This is a genomic window from Flavitalea plasmicola (assembly GCF_030546645.1).
GTDB lineage: Bacteria > Bacteroidota > Bacteroidia > Chitinophagales > Chitinophagaceae > Puia.
The window spans coordinates 840,443-859,177 of sequence record NZ_JAUOTO010000003.1 but is presented as its reverse complement, the minus strand read 5'-3'; the positions used below and the strand labels follow the sequence as shown (position 1 = coordinate 859,177).

Sequence of the window (18,735 nt, the reverse complement as noted above, 5' to 3'; positions counted from 1 at the left end):
TCGTATAAAAGTGATTTGCTATGAAAAACTTCCTACTGCTTTATTTGTTCCTTTCTGTCATTGGCGGGTTATCGGCCCAGGATACAATGAAACAGGCAGCCCCTCGTCACCTGGCGCAGGCGGATACAGCCGGGCCGGGACGAAATGCAGAATTCAAGCCACAACTGAAAGCTGAGCGTAAAAAGGGAAAGATCTTCGAGCGGGAGAAGCCCGAGCGGCGCAAATTCGACTCCACTTTATTCACCAATACCAATGTCATAACGCGCAGCGATTACCTGGAAAGCATGGAAAAAATGTACCAGGTACTGAGCCAGGTGCCGGCAGTGACGACGACTTTTGTCCGGATAGACGAGATCGACGATAAACTGGATGATGAAGATTCCGCCCTCGCCATCTTACAGGAACGTATCGCCGCGAATGACCGGACTTTGAACATACGCAACCTGCAAATGTACAATTCGCTGCTGGACGAGCTGGAACGCAATACAGGCGGATATACGAAGTACCTGGATATCTATGACAAACGTATGGACGATGTAAAGAAAAGTATTGCGGATATGCGGAAGGACACACTGATCCTGCATATCTTCCGGGATTCCGCCCTGAAAGAATCTTTTCAGCCGCAGCTATTGCAGCTGAAAGCCAAATGGCGGCAGGCAGACAGCCTGGTGAAGCTGTACTCGAACCAGATCAACGATTTGAAAGCGCAAGCGACGACCAACGCCATTACCATCGAGGATTTGCTCTTTAAAGTGGACCAGGCCCTAAAGGAGGTAGGCACCAAGGCTTTTGGCAAAGAAAGACGTTATCTCTGGGAGCCCCGTTCTCCCGGCGCCCGCAGCAATTTTTCCCGGGAAAGTTTTCAAAAGTCACTGCTTGCCGAGAAGCAGCTGGCGCGGTACTATTTCTCCAACACAAGGACCAAGCGGACATGGCTGCTGATCACGGGGCTGCTGTTCTTCTCGTGGGTGGCTTTCAATTTCCGGAAGCTGCGGAAGATGAATGCCATGAAGACCATCGAAGAATTTAAGATCCGGTATATCAGGCCCTGGCCGGTGGCATCTACCCTTGTCTTCATTTTCAGCCTGGCGCCCCTGTTCGATGCGCATGCGCCTGCCATCTACATCGAATCGACGCAGTTCCTGCTGATGTTGCTGCTGACGGTGATCTTTTACCACCAGTTCTCCCGCCCCATGTTTTACGGGTGGTGCATCTTTATCCTGCTGTTCCTGCTGGTGCCGATCACCAGGATACTGGGACTGCCCATCAGTCTGCAGCGTTGGGCCAATTTCCTGCAGAATAGTCTTTCGGTCGCATTCGGCATCTTTTATATATTCGATAAAAAGATCGTCCAGGTCCGTCCCAGGCTCATGCTGGCAGCGGCCTGGATCTATACGCTGCTGAACCTGCTGGCTGTCATTTGCAATCTTTCAGGAAGAGTGAGCTTATCGCAGATCTTTGCCGCTACCGCCGTCTATGCTTTTGCTCAGATAGTGAGCCTGGGTGTTTTTGTACGCAGCGTGGTGGAAGCATTCCTATTGCAGATCCAGACTAGCCGTATAAAGAAAAAATATCCTGAACATTTCGATCATGCACGGATCACAAAGTCCATCGGCAGATTTATGGGCGGCGTAGCGCTTGTGTTATGGCTGATCGTCTTTACTTCCAATCTGAATATCTTCGATGCGTTGAACGACGTGCTGACGGATTTCTTCAATACACCGCGGCAGGTGGGCAGCCTGCCCTTTACAGTGGGAGGCATTTTGCTATTTGCCGGCATTATCTGGGTCGCGAATTTCCTCCAGAAATACATCGCCTATTTCTTTGGTGACACGGGTGACGACGCGTCCCTCGATGACTCTGGGCAAAGGTCGAGGCTGCTGATCACACGGCTGATCCTGCTGACCGTAGGCTTCCTGCTGGCAGTGGCAGCCTCGGGCTTATCCATCGACAGGATAACGGTGATCATCGGCGCCCTGGGTGTCGGCATCGGCCTGGGCCTGCAAAGCATCGTCAATAATTTCGTATCCGGCATCATCCTCATCTTCGACAGGCCGCTGCGCATAGGCGATACGGTGGAAGTGGGCGACAAGAAGGGACGGGTAAAGGAGATCGGTATCCGCAGCAGTACCCTGCTGACGGAAGAAGGGGCCGAAGTGATCATTCCAAACGGAGACGTCCTTTCGCACAATATCGTGAACTGGACGCTGAGCAACAATCATGTGCGCATGAGCCTCAGCTTTAACATCGACAGACCGGAGCATCCGGAAGCTATTCAGCCGGATGCGATCAAGGATATCGTGCGGAGCAACCCGCATGTCTATCAGAACCGGCCTCCGGAAGTGCTTTTGAACGTGCTCACCTCCAAGTCCATGGAGATAAAAGTCCTCTTCTGGGGTAACGATATCACAAAGACCACGCTGACCTCCTCCGAAGTGCGCGCGGCTATCTATCGCCATCTTGATCAGCAGGGCATTAACGTGGTGTGACAGGTGGATACGGCATCCGGGGGTGAGGAGGAGCCGAATCAACCGGCGATCTGGATCGACCAGTAAAGAAAGAGACCGGCCCAATCGGGCCGGTCTCCTGTATTTTTAGCGGTCTTTGTATTTTTAGTGGTCTTTATCCACGTTGTTAAACTTCGTCGTATAGGCATCTACTTTATCCTTCAGGTTCTTTTGCTCGTAGATCGTGATCAGCAGATCGTAAGCATCCTTGAGGCTTGTCTTCTCATCCATTTTCAGCTTACCTTTCGAGCCCAGGTCCTTGTCGACCATTTCAAAGTAAGGGATGGCTTCGTCGAATTTCTTACCGGCGGCGATACGCAGGTCTGCCCTTTTCTTAACGTCTTCCGGCGCTTTACCGGGGATCTTTTTTGTCTGTGCCTGCATGTCTACGCCGGCGTTGTAGGAGATCTGGCCCAACACCAGGGCGGCCTGGGGATAGTCGGGTTGGATCTCGAGGCATTTCTTCAGGTTCTCCTGGGCTTTGGCGATGAGGGCGTCGGCATTGGCCGGGCGTTTGCCGGAGCTGGTATCGGAGGCATATTGGTATAGTTCCAGGCCGTAGTTGAAGAAGAAGAGATGATTCTTCGTGAACTTAGCGGTGATCTCGTCGTATTTGGCCCAGAGGGAATCCTTGGGGCCTTTTTCGCGGAGGTTGTCAAGCTCGGTGCTGGGCCAGAACAGGTCGTCGGGATATTGTTCTTTGGCCAGGGTGATGAACTTTTTGGTGTTGGCCTCATCCTTTTTCTGGTTGTAATAATCCACCAGCCATTTGTAGATGTCGATCATGTTGGAGCCATTGATATTGGCTATTTTGGCTTCGGCCAGCTTGCCATAGTAGACGGCTGCGGAGTCTCTTTTACCGGCTTTTTCGGCGGAGATCCCGGCATATAAAGTGGAGGTGGTGTCGATCTTCAGGTTGGTCCAACCTTTGGCGTTCATGAAAGCGCTTGTCTGGAGGGCGCCGCTGAAGTTCATCAGGGCTGAATCATATTTGCCGCCATTATAGTCGTTGGCGCCCACCTGGAAATAGCCCTGGTAGATCTCGTTCACTGGCTTGTAGGCGTCCATTTGCAAAAGGAGCAGCTTCTTATCGTCCACTTCCGTATATTTCTTCAGGGCTTCGAAGGCCTGGCTGCGTGCATCGGGAAATTGTCCGCTCATCTGGCCGTTGGCAGCAATGGCATTATATACTTTGAGCTTGGTATACCATGCGTCGCCGCTCTTCTGGTTTTTTTCAACGGCGAGGACCTTGTCTATTTCGGCCTTGGCTTCCGGGAGTTTGTTGGCCTTTAGCAGATCTTTTGCCTTGTCCACATTTTGTGCGAACAAGCCCCATCCGGTGAGTGCAAGCAATCCAGAGAGCAGGAGTCGTTTATTCACGTTCATAGTTATAATTTTAAGGAGTTTGATGCTTTGTTTTTATGTGCACCGGGTCTGGTTTATTCCGAAAAATACCCATCCCCGTTGCACGTCTTATGATGGGCCTTCGGCCAGCGGAACTGTGTTCCGCTTTGTAACGTTCCTTAATTATTCGTTTTCAGTTGGTTCAATACCAAGGAGCGGATCGAGTCCCGGGCCTGGCTGGTCAGTGCTGTCTGACGCTGCCGGGGCGTCGCCGTTCGAAGGAAGGGGTCCGGATTCCGGATTTACCGTTGCAGCATCCGCTGTGTGGAGTCCATTGCCATTCTCTTCTTCCAGCTTGTCCAGTTTGGTGATGGCAGCGATCTCGTCATTTTCATCCAGGCGGATGAGCTTAACCCCCTGGGTAGCCCTACCCTGTTCGCTGATGCCGTTGACAGGCATCCGGATGGTGAGGCCACTCTTGCAGGTGATCATGAGGTCTTCCTGTTCCGTCACGTCCAAAATGCCCACCAATTTACCTGTTTTATCCGTAACGCTGATGGTTTTTACGCCTTTTCCGCCCCGGTTGGTAATACGGTATTCATCGATGGGGGTACGTTTGCCGTATCCTTTTTCACTGACTACTAGGACTGTTTTGGATTTATCCTCTCTATTGACACAGATCATGCCAATTACTTCGTCTGTTTCGTCATCCACTTCGATGCCTGCTACGCCGATGGCGCCGCGGCCTGTGGGTCTCACTTTTTCTTCTTCGAAGCGGATAGCCCTTCCGCTGCGGACGGCCAGAAGGATCTCGGAATTACCGTCCGTGAGGCGGGCTTCCAGGAGATGATCGCCTTCTACGATGGTAATGGCATTGACGCCTGTCTGACGCGGACGGCTGAAATCCTGCAGAGAAGTTTTTTTGATGACGCCTTGCTTGGTGCAAAGAACGATATGGTGGGTATTGACAAAGGCTTCGTCTTTCAGGTCCTTTACGTCCAGGATGGCGCGCACCTTATCATCCGGCGGCAGCTGGATGAGGTTTTGGATGGCGCGGCCCTTGCTGGTCTTGTCGCCTTCGGGGATCTCGTATACGTTCAGCCAGTAACAGCGTCCCTTCTCCGTAAAGAAGATCATCGTGTGGTGGGTAGAGGCCACGAAGAGGTGGTCTATATAATCCTCGTCGCGTGTTTTGCCCCCGATGGCGCCCCGTCCTCCCCGTCGTTGCTGACGGTATTCGGTGGCGGAAGTGCGTTTGATATATCCCAGGTGGGAGATGGTGATGACTACGTCTTCTTCCCGGATGAGGTCTTTGATGCTGACCTCGTCGTCCAGATAGGTGATCTCCGTCTTGCGTTCGTCACCGAATTTTTCTTTTACTTCCAGCAATTCCTGGCGGATGACCTCGAAACGTTTGCCTTCGTCGGCCAGCAGCTCTTTCAGATGGTTGATGAGGAGCATCAGCTGATCATACTCTTCCCGGATCTTATCCCTTTCCATGCCTGTGAGGCGCTGGAGGCGAAGTTCAAGGATGGCTTTGGCCTGGATCTCGTCCAGCCCCCATCCTGCGCTGATGAGGCTGTTCTTGGCGATCTCGGGGGTGGAAGAGGCCCGGATAAGGGCGATCACTTCGTCGAGATGGTCCAGGGCGATGAGATAGCCTTGCAGGATATGGGCTTTCTTTTCGGCCTCCCTCAGTTCGAACTGGGTGCGGCGGGTGACCACTTCCAGGCGGAACTCCACGAATTCGGAGATCATATCTCGGATGTTGAGGGTGCGGGGCCTTCCCTTCACCAGGGCGACATTGTTGATCCCGTAGGATGTTTGCAGCTCCGTGTGCTTGTAGAGCTGGTTGATGACGACGTTGGCGATGGCATCCCGCTTCAGGTCGATGACGATGCGGGTGCCTTCCTTATTGTTGGATTCGTTGTTGACATGGGCAATTCCTTCCACGACCTTTTCATTCACGAGCTGGCCGACGCGATCGCACAATGCATCCCTGTTGACCTGGTAAGGTACTTCGGTGATGATGATCTGTTCCCGGCCGCTGGCCTTGGTGTCGACGCGCAGCTTGCCGCGAAGGACGACGCGTCCCCTGCCGAAATGCATGGCGGCCTTAACGCCTTCCATGCCGTAGATGATGCCGCCGGTGGGGAAGTCGGGCGCTTTTACGTATTGGATCAGCTCTTCGATGGTGATATCCTTTTTGTCAATGTAGGCGATGCAGCCATCGATCACCTCGGAGAGGTTATGAGGCATCATGTTGGTGGCCATTCCCACGGCGATGCCGCTGGAGCCGTTCATCAGCAGCTGGGGGATGCGGGTGGGCAGTACGGTAGGCTCTTTGAGAGAATCGTCGAAGTTGAACTGGAAGTCGACGGTGTCCTTGTCGATATCTTCCAGCATGTTTTCCGCGAGACGGTGAAGACGGGCTTCCACATACCGCATGGCTGCAGGGCCGTCGCCGTCCTGGCTGCCGAAGTTACCCTGGCCGTCGACCAGGAGATAGCGCATGCTCCAGTCCTGGGCCATACGCACCATGGTGTCGAAAATGGAAGCGTCGCCATGGGGGTGGTATTTACCCATTACCTCTCCCACGATACGGGCGGCTTTCTTATAAGGTTTGTTGCTGTTGTTGCCCAGCTCGTTCATCCCATGCAGGATACGGCGATGAACGGGTTTTAATCCGTCGCGGACATCCGGCAAGGCACGGCCTACGATCACCGACATGGAATAGTCGATGTAGGCAGTCTTCATTTGCTCTTCGATGTTGACCGGGACAATGCGATTATTGTCCTGGGTTTCCAATGGCGTGCTGTTATCTTCCATATTGAGTTTTAGGCGATTTTTGAGGCACGGGAGTTTGTCTCCCGAAAGGAGGGCAAATTTACCCCTTTTAGGCCTGAAAACCTGATGCTTTAAGTGGATTTTAACACCCTTTTTTCCACTGGGTGTGGGTAAGAATTCCGTCCTGGGGGAAGGACGATTAAGGGGCTATTCCAGCCAGGCGCCTTTCACGTTCTCGCCATCCACTTCCACGTATATGTGCTCCTGTAAAGTAGTGGAAAGGGACAGCCCGATGTAGTCGGGATGAACAGGGAATGCTTTATGGGTACGGCCTACCAGTACCAGGCATTCGATCTTGCGGGGATGGGCGTCCAGGAAGGGTTTCATAGCATAGAGGAGCGTTTTGCCGCTGCTGGCCACGTCGTCTACTACGATGATGACCCGGTCGTCGAAAGGGAGGGATTCGCTGAGGACGACCTCGCGGGGTTTCCTCTTATCCAGGGAGATGTCGATGATCTTAACAGTCAGCCGGCCGCCCGAGATCTCATGAAGGAGGCGCTGGATGGTGCGGGCGATGGCGCTTCCATTGTCACGGATGCCGGCCAGGATCAGCTGTGATTCGCCGGCATTGTGTTCCAGGATCTCGTAAGCCATGCGACGCAGCTTTTTTTCGGCCACCTGTTGGGTGAGGATGTAGTTCTTCATTTGTGGGAGCAAATTAAAGCAATAAGAGCAAATCACTTATCTTCACCGGGAGAAAAAATTTCCTATGACGATCGTTCAGCAGATACTCTTCATCGTGCTGGCCGCCACGGCCATTTGGTGGTTTACCCGGAACGCGCTCCGTATCCGCCGCAATATTCTGATGGGCAGGGACGAACCCTATAACGACCTGCCGGGAGTCCGGCGGAAGAACCTGCTGCTGCTGGCTTTTGGGCAAAAGAAGATGTTCCGCAATCCTTTGGTGGCGCTCATGCATTTTGTCATCTATGCCGGCTTTATCATCATCAACCTGGAAGTATTGGAAATTGGGCTGGACGGCGTTTTTGGCACGCACCGGCTGTTTGCCAGCCCCCTCGGCTTTTTGTATGGCTGGCTGATCAATGCATTCGAGCTGCTGGCCGTGGGCGTATGGACCTTTTGCATCGTCTTTCTCTGTCGCAGGAATATCCTGAAGCTCCGGCGTTTTGCCAGTCATGACCTGGATGGCTGGCCCCGCAGCGATGCCAATTACATCCTGCTGACGGAGGTGCTGCTCATGACCTTGTTCCTTACCATGAACGCCGCCGACACGCTGCTGCAAGCCAGGGGTTATGGGCATTACGGCGAACACCTTACGGGGAATTTTGCCTTCTCCCATTTATTGCATCCCCTTCTCAACGGAATGAGCACTTCAGGACTGGTGGTCCTGGAACGTGCCTGCTGGTGGCTGCACATCCTGGGCATCCTGGCGTTCCTGAACTATCTCCCTTACTCCAAGCACCTGCATATCTTACTGGCCTTCCCCAATGCCTACTATGCCCGGCTGGAGCCGGAAGGCAAACTGCGGAATATGCCGGCCATACAAAAAGAGGTACTCTATGCAATGGAGCCCGACAAGGCGCCTGCGGCCGGAACAGAGACGGCTCCCCCACCCCGCTTTGGCGCCAAGGACGTTTTCGACCTGAGCTGGCGCAACCTGCTGGACGCTTACGCTTGCACGGAATGCGGTCGCTGCACGGCGGCATGTCCCGCCAATATCACAGGCAAAGTATTATCTCCCCGCAAGATCATGATGTCCACAAGGGACAGACTGGAGGAGGTTGGACATAATGTTGACAGGAACGGGAGCTTCCAGGATGATGGAAAGACGTTGCTGAACTACATCTCCGTGGAGGAGCTGCGGGCATGTACTACCTGTAATGCCTGTGTGGAGGAGTGTCCCGTCAGCATCAGCCCGCTGGAGATCATCGTGGAAATGCGGCGGGCCCTTATCATGGAAGACAGCAATGCACCCCAGGAATGGAATGTGCTGTTCGGGAACGTGGAGAATAATTTTGCCCCCTGGAAATTCAGTCCGGATGACCGCGACAAATGGACGACCGAAGGTTAGCGTTTTTTTGCAAGGACGCTGAACTGCACGGTCAGGCCGTTAGAGATCGTGCTGGAACCACCGACCTTGAAGTCCTTCCTGTTGATCCTGAACTCGCCGGCGAAGATATAATCCTCGTTCTTCGGGGTTGCTGTAAAAGGGATGGTTATCTCCTGGGTTGTATTTTTGATGGTCAGCTTTCCGGTGACGGTGAAATGCGCGTTATTGTCCACGGTCACTTTGGTAGATACGAAGCGGATGCGGGGATAGTTCTGCACATCCAAATAGTCTTCCTTTCTCAGATGATTGTCCCGCATATTGTTGTCCGTGTTGACGGAGCGGGCGTCGACGCTCAGGTCGAAGCTGTCCCTGGTAAGGTCTTTCGGATCGAAGCTGATCGTACCTTCCAGTCCCGTGAACGACCCGCCTGTTTCAATGCCAAAATTCTTTATCCTGAACTTTATCGAAGAGCCCTCGTCCGTGGCCTTGTATTGCTGGCCAACCACGACAACTGCCAACAGCTGGATCAAACAAAATCCGATGAAATGCTTCATATCCTCGTTTATGATTTAATAATGCCGATTCGCTGCAATAATACGTTGCGATAAGCTATTATCAGCACTGCGCAGGAAATAAAGGCGATCACTGCGTAGGCGAACAGGGTATAATCGCCATCCCATCTGATCCCCAGTTTGGTGAGGTGGAAAAAGATGGCGCCGGCCATCAGTCCCAGTCCCAGCAAGGCTCCATAGGGTGTGGTACGGGGGTAGAGGATCAAAGCGGAGGCGACGAGCTCCAGGGAGCCGATGCCAATGCGTCCCCATGGTTCCATTCCCAGCGTGGTAAACAGATGCACCGACTCGGGCTGGGCGGAAAATTTGAAATACAGCGTCTGCAGCATGATCAGGGCGGCCAGGATACGAAAGATCCAAAGTATGCTGACTGTCAGCGCAAGGGAAGGCTTTTTCATTGTCCGGTGTATTTATATTTATACAACGAAAGTATACGCCTTTCCCGCCCTCCACTGTCCGTCAATTGACACTCACCCGTTTTTGGAGCTTTTTAACATCCAGGAAACAGATCTCCTGCCTGTTGTACGACAGTATACCTTCAATCTCCAGCTCATTGATCATCGTGGTCACTGTCTGGCGGCTGCTGCCGATGAGGCTGGAGATGTCTTCATGGGTGAGAAAATTCGGTATGCAGAAGCCTTCGGCGGTGTTCTCTCCCAGGTTTTGTTCCACCAGCTGCCACAGGAAATGCAGGAGGCGTGTCTTGACATCCTTGTTCAGAAGGTTGAGCAGCCTGTTCTCGATATTGCGCAGCTTGGCGCCTACCTGCTTGCTGTACCGGAGGGCCAGGTCGGGTCTGTTCTTCAGCAGCTTTTCAAAGTCGTCGATGGTAAAAGCGCAGATGCTGACATCGTGTTTGTAGGCCTGGGCGAACTCCCCATGCAGGTTGTTCCGCTCCAGGCTGAACTGGCCGAAAAGTTCGCCTTTCTGGATGATCTCCTTGATCTTTTCATTGCCTTCGTCGTCGATGAAGCCGATCTTGATGGTGCCTTCCTTGACGAAGTAAATCTTATTGTGATTGTAGGCCTCAAAATATATATATTCCCCCTTGGGCACATCGATGACATGGTGCTCCACCTTCAACGCTTTATATTCATCGTCGGACAGATGGCACCAGAGGTCGTAGTTCTTGATCAAAAGCATATTGTCGTCTCCCGGCATAATAACATTTTTGGCGATTAAAGTTACCAAATTTGGGTTTTGTATGGTGGTTCCTTTAGATTTACGGAAAATATAGTTCTATGCAGGTACCTACCATGGCCGACCTGACGGCAAAAGGAGAAGTCCCGGAGATCCTGTTCTGGGTGGGATGCTCCGGCAGCTACGACCAGCGCGCCCAGAAGATCACCCGTGCTTTCGCAGCTATATTGAACAAGGTAGGGTTGAAATATGCCATCCTGGGCAAGGAGGAGTTTTGTACGGGAGATCCGGCACGCAGGGCGGGTAATGAGTTCATTTTCCAGATGATGGCCTACCAGAACATCCAGGTTTTAAATAATTATGGGGTAAAGAAGATCGTCACGGCCTGTCCGCACTGTTTTAACATATTAAGCAACGAATATCCCGAATTGGGAGGTCATTATGATGTCATCCATCACACGGTGCTGCTGCAGCAGCTGATCGATGAGGGTAAGATCGTTATAAAAGAAGGCGGCCCTTTCAAAGGCAAACGGATCACGTATCATGACAGCTGTTACCTGGGCAGGGCTAATCATATTTACGAAGCGCCCCGGAAGGTGCTGGAAGCGCTGGACGGCGAGCTGGTGGAAATGAAGCGATGCCGCAGTAAAGGACTTTGCTGCGGGGCCGGCGGAGCGCAGATGTTCAAAGAAGAAGAGAAAGGCACGACGCGGGTGAATTTCGAGCGGAGCGGCGAGGCCCTGGAGACGGGTGCGGGGATTGTCGCGGCGGCCTGTCCTTTCTGCAATACGATGTTGACGGACGGGGTAAAGCATGCGGAAAAGGAGGAGGCGGTAAAGGTGATGGACATTGCGGAGCTGATCGCGGCCTCCATGAGCTGAGGTTTCCGGCCGGACGGGGAATTATTTTCAATTGACCTATCTTTGCAGGATGAATAGTGCGCATACAGAATTATTACCCCTTGATTTTGCGGGAGATAGCAGGGTCTGGATCTACCAGGCCTCCCGTCTTTTCCTATTGTCCGAAGCGCTGGAGATCGAGGAGATGCTGGAACGCTTTGTACGGGATTGGAAATCGCATGGGACGCCGGTGAAGGGGTATGCGAACCTGTTTTACGGTCAATTCATCGTACTCATGGCTGACGAGTCGGCCACGGGTGTCAGCGGGTGCAGCACGGACAGTTCCGTCCGGCTGATCAAGGACATCGAGCAGCGTTTTAGCGTGGCGATGTTTGACAGGCTGAACCTGGCCTTCCATGTAAAGGATAAGGTGCAGATGGTGCCGATGGCACAGCTGCCCTATGCTTTGGAGAACGGATTTCTCAATGGAGAGAGCTTGTATTTCAATAATACGGTACAAACGAAGGATGAGCTGGCGGAGAAGTGGCTCATTCCTTTAAAAGAGAGCTGGCTTGCGGCGAGATTTTTGAAACCAGCTTAAAAAATTGCAGGTCGAAAAAGATTATATATTACATTTGCCCTCCGCATTTATTGCGAACGTTATATAGGCGGAAGTAGCTCAGTTGGTAGAGCGGCAGCTTCCCAAGCTGCAGGTCGCGGGTTCGAACCTCGTCTTCCGCTCAATAAAAAAGCAAGGATCTATGGTCCTTGCTTTTTTGTAAAAGCCGTCCGCCAACAGTCGGACGGCTTTTTATCTTAAAATATATACCTCAGCCCTATCTGCATCTGCCACCGCGACGGAAGGTCGGGGCTGGTGGTGAATGTCGACTTCTGGGCTGGATCGAACTTGTAATGCGAGAGACCGTCGGTGCCCTGTCCTACATAGGTCATCGGCTGATAGTATCCGCTGGCACTGGCATATTTGCGCAATCCCCATTTGCTGCTGATGAGGTTGCCCAGGTTAACGATGTCCAGGCTCACCTGCACGGTGTTCGTATGTTTACCGACCTTTAAATTGAAGTCCTGCAGGACCCGCATGTCCACCTGGCTGAACCAGGGTGTGGCCCCGGCATATTTACCCGTATACTGGCCCCGATGCTTGCTGAGGTATTTATCCTGCTGGATAAAGGATTCCAGGGCGGTGCGCTGTGCTCCTTCCAGCTGCACATTCCCATTAACGTCAAGCACCGTATCGAATTTCATTACGCCGATCTCCGTTGCAGTCGGAACGTACATAAGGTCGTTGAAACCGGAGCCGTCCTTATTCACATCACCCGCATAGACGTAGGAGAAGCGGTTGCCGCTGGTCCAGTTGGCGAAAAAGGAGACCGTCGTCGCGTATTTTCCTTCCCCATAGTCGAAGCGTTTGAACCCTGCCAGCACGATGCGATGCGTGTTGCCGTAAAGGGAGGTAGAATTGCGGGCGATATTGGCATTGCCCAGGACGGGGTTGCGGTCGAAAGCATCGCCGGAAATTTCAGCCGAGATGGAGCTCGCATCTTTTGCAACGAGATAATTGTAGGAACCCATGAGGAACCAGCCTTTTCCAAAGGTCTGCTGTACCTGGAAACTCACATCAAATGAGGTGCCCGTCTTGGTGTTGGTGAATACATAAGTGCCGGTGTTTCCCTTATCCGATGCCTGGTAAAAAGGCCGTGTATCGCCTGTACCTGAATTAAGGGTTCCCGTGGGGGTGCCCAATCCATAATCACGGACCATCATGGCATGCACGTCCTTTGTATAGGCTACGTCCACCGTGAGGACCGTATTGCTGGGCAGCTTATAATCCAGGCCAAGGTTGGAGCGCCAGATCTGTGGCCATTTGAAATCTTTTGCGGTGACATTGTAATAGCCGGTGAAGGGATTACCGATGGCATTGCCTAGCCAGACGAAGGGGAAGCGACCGGTGAAAAGGCCCGTACCGCCTCTGACCTGTACGGTCTTGTCGTCCTTTACATCCCAGTTAAAGCCAAGGCGGGGAGAAAAGAGGGGTTTGCCGCTGGGCATACGGGTATTATCAATTTCTTTTCCGGGACCATTCTGGACAGGGTTGCCATTAGGATCGAAGAGGGTCAGATTGTCGGTGTTATGCACCGTAGGACTGCTGGTTTTACCATCCGTGCCCTGGTACTTCGCCTTGGAAGGGAAGTAGAGGGGCTTGTCGATCCTGACGCCATAGGTTAGCTTCAGGTTGGTAGTTATTTTCCATTCATCCTGGAGGTAGCCTGCCAGCTGGCCGACGGTGAGATAATACCATGCCCATTTTCCTGCAGCGGCCTGACTTTTGGCATAGTCGACGTCTGCCTGAAGACTGCCGTTGGGTGCGTTGGCGAGAAAATCGTTGATGGGCGTGCTACCGAACACGGCAAAACCATAACCCGTCAGGTTGAAAGAGTTGCCGAACTTGAACTGTTCGTAGCTGGCGCCGATGGTCAGGGTATGTTTGGCCAGGATGATGTTGAAGTTATCCGTCAGCTGAAGGGCGTCCTGGTTCAGGACGTTGTTGATGGAGAAAGGTTCGTGACCGGCGATGATATAAGATACGTTATTCTTGCTGATGGTAAGCGCCGGGAAAGGCGTGGAAAAGGGATTGCGATGGTCCCTGAAGGTGGTGAAGACTGCGCGGAACTTATTGGCATAGCTGTCCCCGAAATTCGACTTCAGCTCCAGGCCGAAGGAGTGCAGCTTGTTCACCATCTGGTAGCCGGAGTTGCGGAACTGCAGGGTAATGGCATCCGGGCCACGGCGTTGAATGGCATTGGGATGGGCAGGCTTATCCTGTGTGGCGTCCAGTCCATTATAGGTGAAAGAGAGGCTATGGCGGCTGTTGATCACCCAGTCCAGTTTCGCCAGCCATTTATAATTCGTTTGCTTCAGATTGAATCCCTGGTAGGGGCCCGTTTCGTATCCATACTTACTTTTCAGGATAGCGCTGACGGCATCCAGGTCGCTCTTCAATACCCGGGAGGTAGTGATCTGTCCTACATTAGAAGCATCCTGCGCCCGGTAGGCGGAGGCTTCGTCCTTGCGTTGTTCCGTCTCGAAATTGACAAAATAGAAAAGCTTGCTTTTCACGATGGCGCCACCCAGGGAGGCGCCGGCCTGTATGTGGTTCAAGGTGGGGACCGTAAATTTCGTCCCGTCCACTTTATGCCCTGTCATGCCCGTATTGCGGTAGAAACCATAAACGGTGCCGGTGGTCTTGTTGCTGCCACTCTTGGTTACTGTGTTGACGCCGGCGCCCGTGAAGCCGGACTGTGTCACGTCATAAGGTGCGATGTTGACCTGGATCTGGTCGATGGCATCGAGAGAGATGGGCTGGGCGTTCGTCTGACCGCCGGGTGTGGGGGCGTCCAGGCCGAAAGGGTTATTGAATACGGCGCCGTCAAGGGAAAAATTATTGTATTGCCCGTTCCTGCCTGCAAAGGAGATGCCGTTGTAGGTGGGCGAGGCCGAAGGGGTCAGCCGGGTGTAATCATCGGCTGACCTGGAAATAGTAGGCAGCGTGCGGATCAACCTGGAATTGATCTGTGTGGAGGCTCCGGTGCGGTGGTCATCGAAAATGGGTGACCTGGCAGTGACCGTTACTTCCGCAAGATTGGCGGCCGTTGGCACCAGGCGGATGTCCAGGGTGGTGTTCTCACCCAGGCTGAGGTAGATATTCGAATCCACCCTCGGGCTATAGCCGGTGAAGCTGACGGTGACGGAATAAGGCCCCCCTACCCTCAGGTTGGGCAGGACAAAGCTACCATCCGATTTGGTCGATAAGGTTTTGTTGATACCAGCGTCCAAAAAGGCCACTTGTACTGTGGCGCCGGAAAGAGATTTGCCTTTTTCTCCGGAAACCGTCCCGCTCAGGGTAGCGGTGGTTACCTGTGCCAGCGCATAGCTGCCGGTGAAAGTAAATAACAGTAGGATAGCTAGTCTGGTTAGTCTTGGTTGGTGCATTTTGTTAATATTTACTCTTGAACAATAAATTCTCAGGCAGTAACAACAATTTAATTGAAAATCTTCAATTAATAACCGCTATCGACTGGATTAGAAGATAGAGACAAGGAAAAAATACATATTAACATTTAGAAATATAATGGTAAACACTTATATCCGCTTACCTGATCACCAGGACGGAGCCTTTCCTGAACACCGATTGTTTGGTGCTGGTGTTGACATAGTGGACCATCCATATAAAACTGCCGGGAGGGACCTTATGTCCGCCGAAGGTGCCATCCCATCCGAATGCAGGGTTGGAACACTGGAATACCAGTTCTCCAAAGCGGTCATAGATGGCCATCTGGTAGTCTTTCATTTCGCAGACATGGAGGGGCCGGAAAGAGTCGTTGTGGCCATTCCCATCGGGGGTAAAGGCATTGGGCAGCAGAAGCTGGCAGGTGCAGGCTGCGAGGTTGACGGTAGCCTGCAACGTATCTTTTCCGCAGCCATTCTGCGCCACGACGGTATAGACGCCGCTTTGTTCCACTTTATAGGACGCTGAGTAGGAGCTGTCCTGCCAGGCATAGGTATCGCCGTTGCCATTCACCTGCAGCCAGAATTCTTCGCCGTTGCAAAGGGAGGTATCTTTTATCATGGACACTTTGAGGCTGTCATCGAATTTCACTGTAAGTGTATCCTTATATACGCATTGGCCTACGGAAGCGGTGACCGCATACGTACCCGGGCGGTATACATAGTAAGTGGCCTGGCCTGTCTGATTCTGGTCATCCCTTTGGGCGGGAATGGCTTCCCAGTTGTACTGACCTACTCCAAAATCGGCGTTGAGGCTGAGCGTCGACCCCATACAGATGGCAGTGTCATGAAAATCCAGCGGGCGGTCGCCGCGATAGCGCACGATCACCGTGTCCGTCACCTGGCATTGGCCCTGGTAGTCGACGAATACCCAATAGGTGCCGGGATTGGAGATACGGATGCTGCTACCCCGCTGGCTGGTGTTCCAGTCATAGGCGGTGGCGCCGGAAAGATTGGCCGTCAGGGTATATACTTCTTTGGGGCAGAGCAGGGTGTCGGGCCCCAGGCTGAAGGCGGGAGCTACCGGAGAAGCATACGTGACGGAGACAGTGTCCCTGTAGGTACCGCACCCCGGGACATCGACAATGGCGATATACGTGCCTCCCGGGTAGTGGGTAATGAGCTGACCGGCCGCGGAAGGAAGGGGGTTGCCATTGAGGAGCCAGGTATATTGTCCATTTTGCGCGGAAGCGTTGAGCATGAGGTTGGCGCTGTCACACATGATATGATCTTTTCCCAGATCCACCTTGGGTGTATCGCTGATGAATACCCCAACGCTGTCGCTGACGCCGCAGCCGTCGATGCTGACGGTGTAGACGCCGCTCTTCGAAATGCGCAGCACGGGCGTGGTGGTGGCGCTGTCGTCATTCCAGAGATAGGTCGCTCCCGTTACGGCCGGAGCGGTCAGGACCGTGTCCATGCCGTTGCAGAGGAAGATGTCCGGCCCAAAGCTATAAGCCATGGGCGAAACGATGTTGAGCGTCTTTAAAATGCGGATCGTATCCGGGCCATTCACCACTGTGAGTGAGATATTATAAGCGCCGGCCACGGCATACATATGTTTTGGAAGCTTGGCGGTCGAACTGTCGTAATAGCCGGAGGAGGGATCTCCGAAATGCCATTTAACCTTGCTGGGGAAGAAGATGCTGTCGAATACCGGTGATCCGAAAGTAATAGTGGTGCCTACGCAGGTGGTGGTATAGCTGATGGTATCCTTCGTGGAAGCCTGGGCACGGGCGGCTGCCGGCAGCAGCGCCGGAGAGACCAACAGCAGCAGGCAGGTAAGCCGTATGAGAAAAATCACCTTCATCTGTTGACTTTAAGCAGGGTCCTCACCTGCTGTATGGATTGGTTTTGCAAACGGGCATAATAGACGCCGGCAGCGAGCGCGGCGGTGTTGACGGTGACGGTATAGGTGCCCTGGGTATACTCCTGGTCTACAGGCACCATCACCAGCCTGCCGGCGGAATCGAACAGCTGCACCAGCGTGTGTCCTCCTGCCGTCTTAAACTGGATGAGCGTATGCTCCGTAAAAGGGTTGGGCGAGTTCGAGATCAACTTATCGCCCAGGTTGTTGAGGTCGTCATAGGTGTTGCCGCAGGCCGTGTTCTTCATGAACGGCAGGTACTGGTAATTCTTCAGCAGCATCGTTGTTGTATCATCCGCCGGCACGCAAAACCAGTCCCGCAGAAGAGTGGAATACACGGATCGGAAATCATATTGCATTTGTACATTGGCGCCATCGTCGATGCCGGCGAGCGTGGGGTTATTCCCCAATACGCCGGTGGCGGCATATTCCCCAAAGATGAACACCGGCTGTGCGGCTCCGTGGTCGGTGCCAAAGCTGCCATTGGACTTGATACGTCTTCCAAATTCCGAGAAGGTCATGCCCATCACCCGCTGACCTACCCCCAGGCTCTGGCAGTCCGTCATGAAGGCGGCGATGGCGTCCGACAGCTGTCGGAGCAGGTTGGCGTGGTTACCGGTGGTGGTATCTCCTCCCTGCACCTGTCCGCCGTGGGTGTCGAAGCCACCCATGCTGACCATATAGACCCGCGTCTTGAGACCGCCGGCGATGAGCCTTGCAACCGTCTTTAGCTGTGCCGCCAGCTCCCCTTGCGGGTAAGGCGATTGGCTGGTGACCTTTTTAGCGGCTGCTTCTATGGCGTCCGCATATTTATTGGTTTGGCGGGCTACTGCGCGAAGGTAGGTAAGCTCGTTGCCCATGGGGGTATCCGGTTCCGGTTCAGTGATGCCGTTGATCAGATCATAGAATGCGGTGTCCGTAGGAACGGCCATAGCTGTCGTCCCGGCCTGTGCCATGAACACGGGAGAGATGACGGAGCCGATCTGTATGGCCAGCGGATCGGGCATAGCCTCATTGGGATAGCCGACGGGAAAATTGGTGTAGGTGTCTGCCAGGAACCTGCCTGTCCAACCTGTATCGAGATATTTGTCCGAGTCGGCGCCGGTCAGCCAGATATCGGTGCTGCGGAAGTGGGACCCGTCCGGGAAAGGATAGCCCACTGCCTGGATGATGGCCAGCTTGTCGGCATCATACAACGATTTCAGGCCGGCGAGGGAAGGATGGAGGCCTGTTTTGGGATATTTGCTCAGGGTGAGCACTTTGCCCTGCGGGATGGCGATGTTGGAACGCGCCCCCACGTAATCGCCGTATTCGCCCAGCGGAATGACGGTGTTCAATCCGTCATTGCCCCCTATAAGCTGTATCAGCACCAGCACGTGATCATTGTCAGTGGCGCCCTGGAGTCCGTTCATGAAGGGCAGGTGCGAGAGGGCGTTGATCTTAAACCCTCCCAGGAATGCCACGGGCGCCATATTGCGTATAAAGTCTCTGCGTCGCATGTTGTTTTTTTGGCTGCAAGCTTCAG

Annotated in this window: 13 protein-coding genes and 1 tRNA gene; 5 read left to right on the top strand and 9 right to left on the bottom strand. The window is 53.3% G+C overall.

Translation table 11 applies throughout. The features are described from left to right. Positions 1-20 precede the first annotated feature (20 nt). Positions 21-2,489: a mechanosensitive ion channel family protein gene (locus Q4E93_RS13545; RefSeq protein WP_303585996.1), complete on the top strand. Its 2,469-nt coding sequence runs from the start codon at positions 21-23 to the stop codon at positions 2,487-2,489. 123 nt (positions 2,490-2,612) lie between these two features. Here the strand turns inward: Q4E93_RS13545 and Q4E93_RS13540 are convergent, their stop codons facing one another. The 3 genes from Q4E93_RS13540 to Q4E93_RS13530 all read right to left on the bottom strand — a co-directional run bounded on the left by Q4E93_RS13540 (position 2,613) and on the right by Q4E93_RS13530 (position 7,343). Further along, positions 2,613-3,893, bottom strand: coding sequence for a hypothetical protein (locus tag Q4E93_RS13540; protein WP_303585995.1), 1,281 nt, complete (start codon positions 3,891-3,893; stop codon positions 2,613-2,615). 141 nt (positions 3,894-4,034) lie between these two features. After that, positions 4,035-6,680, bottom strand: coding sequence for a DNA gyrase subunit A (gyrA, locus tag Q4E93_RS13535; RefSeq protein WP_303585993.1), 2,646 nt, complete (start codon positions 6,678-6,680; stop codon positions 4,035-4,037). A gap of 165 nt (positions 6,681-6,845) precedes the next feature. Further along, entirely contained in the window at positions 6,846-7,343 is a 498-nt protein-coding gene (locus tag Q4E93_RS13530) for a phosphoribosyltransferase family protein (RefSeq protein WP_303585991.1), read from the bottom strand. A gap of 64 nt (positions 7,344-7,407) precedes the next feature. On the opposite strand from Q4E93_RS13530, the gene Q4E93_RS13525 reads away from it, so the two are divergent. Continuing rightward, a complete protein-coding gene (locus Q4E93_RS13525; RefSeq protein ID WP_303585989.1) occupies positions 7,408-8,730 on the top strand; it encodes a 4Fe-4S dicluster domain-containing protein in 1,323 nt (440 codons plus the stop codon). On the opposite strand, the gene Q4E93_RS13520 is transcribed toward Q4E93_RS13525, so the two are convergent. The 3 genes from Q4E93_RS13520 to Q4E93_RS13510 all read right to left on the bottom strand — a co-directional run bounded on the left by Q4E93_RS13520 (position 8,727) and on the right by Q4E93_RS13510 (position 10,442). After that, entirely contained in the window at positions 8,727-9,263 is a 537-nt protein-coding gene (locus Q4E93_RS13520) for a YceI family protein (protein WP_303585988.1), read from the bottom strand. The two genes, Q4E93_RS13525 and Q4E93_RS13520, sit on opposite strands and share 4 nt — an antisense overlap. An 8-nt stretch (positions 9,264-9,271) precedes the next feature. After that, the gene (locus Q4E93_RS13515) at positions 9,272-9,679 is read right to left on the bottom strand and encodes a DoxX family protein (RefSeq protein ID WP_303585987.1); all 408 of its coding nucleotides are present in this window, start codon (positions 9,677-9,679) and stop codon (positions 9,272-9,274) included. A 61-nt stretch (positions 9,680-9,740) separates the two neighbouring features. After that, the gene (locus tag Q4E93_RS13510) at positions 9,741-10,442 is read right to left on the bottom strand and encodes a Crp/Fnr family transcriptional regulator (RefSeq protein ID WP_303585986.1); all 702 of its coding nucleotides are present in this window, start codon (positions 10,440-10,442) and stop codon (positions 9,741-9,743) included. Positions 10,443-10,522: 80 nt separating this feature from the next. Between Q4E93_RS13510 and Q4E93_RS13505 the strand changes: the two genes are divergently transcribed. The 3 genes from Q4E93_RS13505 (at position 10,523) to Q4E93_RS13495 (ending at position 12,001) form a co-directional block, all read left to right on the top strand. Beyond that, the gene (locus tag Q4E93_RS13505) at positions 10,523-11,302 is read left to right on the top strand and encodes a (Fe-S)-binding protein (protein ID WP_303585984.1); all 780 of its coding nucleotides are present in this window, start codon (positions 10,523-10,525) and stop codon (positions 11,300-11,302) included. Between the two features lie 49 nt (positions 11,303-11,351). Continuing rightward, positions 11,352-11,861, top strand: coding sequence for a hypothetical protein (locus Q4E93_RS13500; RefSeq protein WP_303585982.1), 510 nt, complete (start codon positions 11,352-11,354; stop codon positions 11,859-11,861). 67 nt (positions 11,862-11,928) lie between these two features. Then, a tRNA-Gly gene (locus Q4E93_RS13495) sits at positions 11,929-12,001 on the top strand. 75 nt (positions 12,002-12,076) lie between these two features. On the opposite strand, the gene Q4E93_RS13490 is transcribed toward Q4E93_RS13495, so the two are convergent. The 3 genes from Q4E93_RS13490 to Q4E93_RS13480 form a co-directional block, all read right to left on the bottom strand. Beyond that, entirely contained in the window at positions 12,077-15,268 is a 3,192-nt protein-coding gene (locus Q4E93_RS13490; protein WP_303585980.1) for a TonB-dependent receptor, read from the bottom strand. 160 nt (positions 15,269-15,428) lie between these two features. Continuing rightward, positions 15,429-17,153, bottom strand: a complete 1,725-nt coding sequence (locus tag Q4E93_RS13485) for a T9SS type B sorting domain-containing protein (RefSeq protein WP_303585978.1) — start codon at positions 17,151-17,153, stop codon at positions 15,429-15,431. After that, positions 17,150-18,709, bottom strand: coding sequence for a DUF1501 domain-containing protein (locus Q4E93_RS13480; RefSeq protein ID WP_303585977.1), 1,560 nt, complete (start codon positions 18,707-18,709; stop codon positions 17,150-17,152). The genes Q4E93_RS13485 and Q4E93_RS13480 overlap by 4 nt, the downstream gene beginning before the upstream one ends. Between the last annotated feature and the right edge of the window lie 26 nt (positions 18,710-18,735).

What these genes read in the sequence shown, in the direction of transcription:
- Q4E93_RS13545 (WP_303585996.1), top strand. Translation starts at nt 21, where the DNA reads ATGAAAAACTTCCTACTGCTTTATTTGTTCCTTTCTGTCATTGGCGGG.
- Q4E93_RS13540 (WP_303585995.1), bottom strand. Translation starts at nt 3,893, where the DNA reads ATGAACGTGAATAAACGACTCCTGCTCTCTGGATTGCTTGCACTCACC.
- gyrA (WP_303585993.1), bottom strand. Translation starts at nt 6,680, where the DNA reads ATGGAAGATAACAGCACGCCATTGGAAACCCAGGACAATAATCGCATT.
- Q4E93_RS13530 (WP_303585991.1), bottom strand. Translation starts at nt 7,343, where the DNA reads ATGAAGAACTACATCCTCACCCAACAGGTGGCCGAAAAAAAGCTGCGT.
- Q4E93_RS13525 (WP_303585989.1), top strand. Translation starts at nt 7,408, where the DNA reads ATGACGATCGTTCAGCAGATACTCTTCATCGTGCTGGCCGCCACGGCC.
- Q4E93_RS13520 (WP_303585988.1), bottom strand. Translation starts at nt 9,263, where the DNA reads ATGAAGCATTTCATCGGATTTTGTTTGATCCAGCTGTTGGCAGTTGTC.
- Q4E93_RS13515 (WP_303585987.1), bottom strand. Translation starts at nt 9,679, where the DNA reads ATGAAAAAGCCTTCCCTTGCGCTGACAGTCAGCATACTTTGGATCTTT.
- Q4E93_RS13510 (WP_303585986.1), bottom strand. Translation starts at nt 10,442, where the DNA reads ATGCCGGGAGACGACAATATGCTTTTGATCAAGAACTACGACCTCTGG.
- Q4E93_RS13505 (WP_303585984.1), top strand. Translation starts at nt 10,523, where the DNA reads ATGCAGGTACCTACCATGGCCGACCTGACGGCAAAAGGAGAAGTCCCG.
- Q4E93_RS13500 (WP_303585982.1), top strand. Translation starts at nt 11,352, where the DNA reads ATGAATAGTGCGCATACAGAATTATTACCCCTTGATTTTGCGGGAGAT.
- Q4E93_RS13490 (WP_303585980.1), bottom strand. Translation starts at nt 15,268, where the DNA reads ATGCACCAACCAAGACTAACCAGACTAGCTATCCTACTGTTATTTACT.
- Q4E93_RS13485 (WP_303585978.1), bottom strand. Translation starts at nt 17,153, where the DNA reads ATGAAGGTGATTTTTCTCATACGGCTTACCTGCCTGCTGCTGTTGGTC.
- Q4E93_RS13480 (WP_303585977.1), bottom strand. Translation starts at nt 18,709, where the DNA reads ATGCGACGCAGAGACTTTATACGCAATATGGCGCCCGTGGCATTCCTG.